General features: G+C 51.0%; 1 pseudogene. It reads left to right on the top strand.

Annotated elements, in window-relative coordinates:
- Positions 1-602 (top strand): annotated as a pseudogene (gene tnpC / locus C5469_RS23960) (IS66 family transposase); the annotation flags it as partial.
- Positions 603-631 lie beyond the last annotated feature (29 nt).

Raw genomic sequence — 631 nt, 5'->3', positions numbered from 1 at the left:
GGCTTACGATACGCTGAAATCGGTCAGACACGCCGGGTGCATGGCGCATGCCCGTCGTAAATTTACCGAGGCCCAGAAAGTTCAGCCGGGTAAAAAAGCCGGACGCGCCGAACAGGGGCTGACTTTTATCGCCCGACTGTACGCCATTGAGCGGGAAGCCCAACCATTCAGCCCGGATGAACGACGGCGATTACGACAGGAAAAAGCGACACCGATTCTGAAAGACTTCTACGACTGGCTGACCGAAGCCAGCCGGACGGTGTTACCGAAAAGTGCCATCGGCACGGCGATCACGTATGCCCTGAACCAATGGTTGAAGCTGTGTCTATCTGGAAGACGGTCATATCAGTATTGATAACAACGTCACTGAGTGGGATATCCGCCCGTTCACGACCGGGCGTAAAAATTGGATTTTTTCCACCTCGCCTGACGGTGCCTTTGCCAGCGCCAACTTATACAGCCTAGTGATGACCTGCCGGGCCAATGACATCAATCCTTATTTTTATTTTCGGCATATTTTTACGGAACTTCCCAAATGCCATTCTGATGATTCATTGCACGATCTGTTACCGTGGAATGTCAACATCAGCGACATTATGTAAACTGCATTGCTTAATTGGGCGCTTACGTT

This window comes from Photorhabdus cinerea, from assembly GCF_011189575.1.
GTDB classification, from domain to species: Bacteria; Pseudomonadota; Gammaproteobacteria; order Enterobacterales; family Enterobacteriaceae; genus Photorhabdus; species Photorhabdus cinerea.
This window is presented reverse-complemented; position numbering and strand designations above follow the sequence as displayed.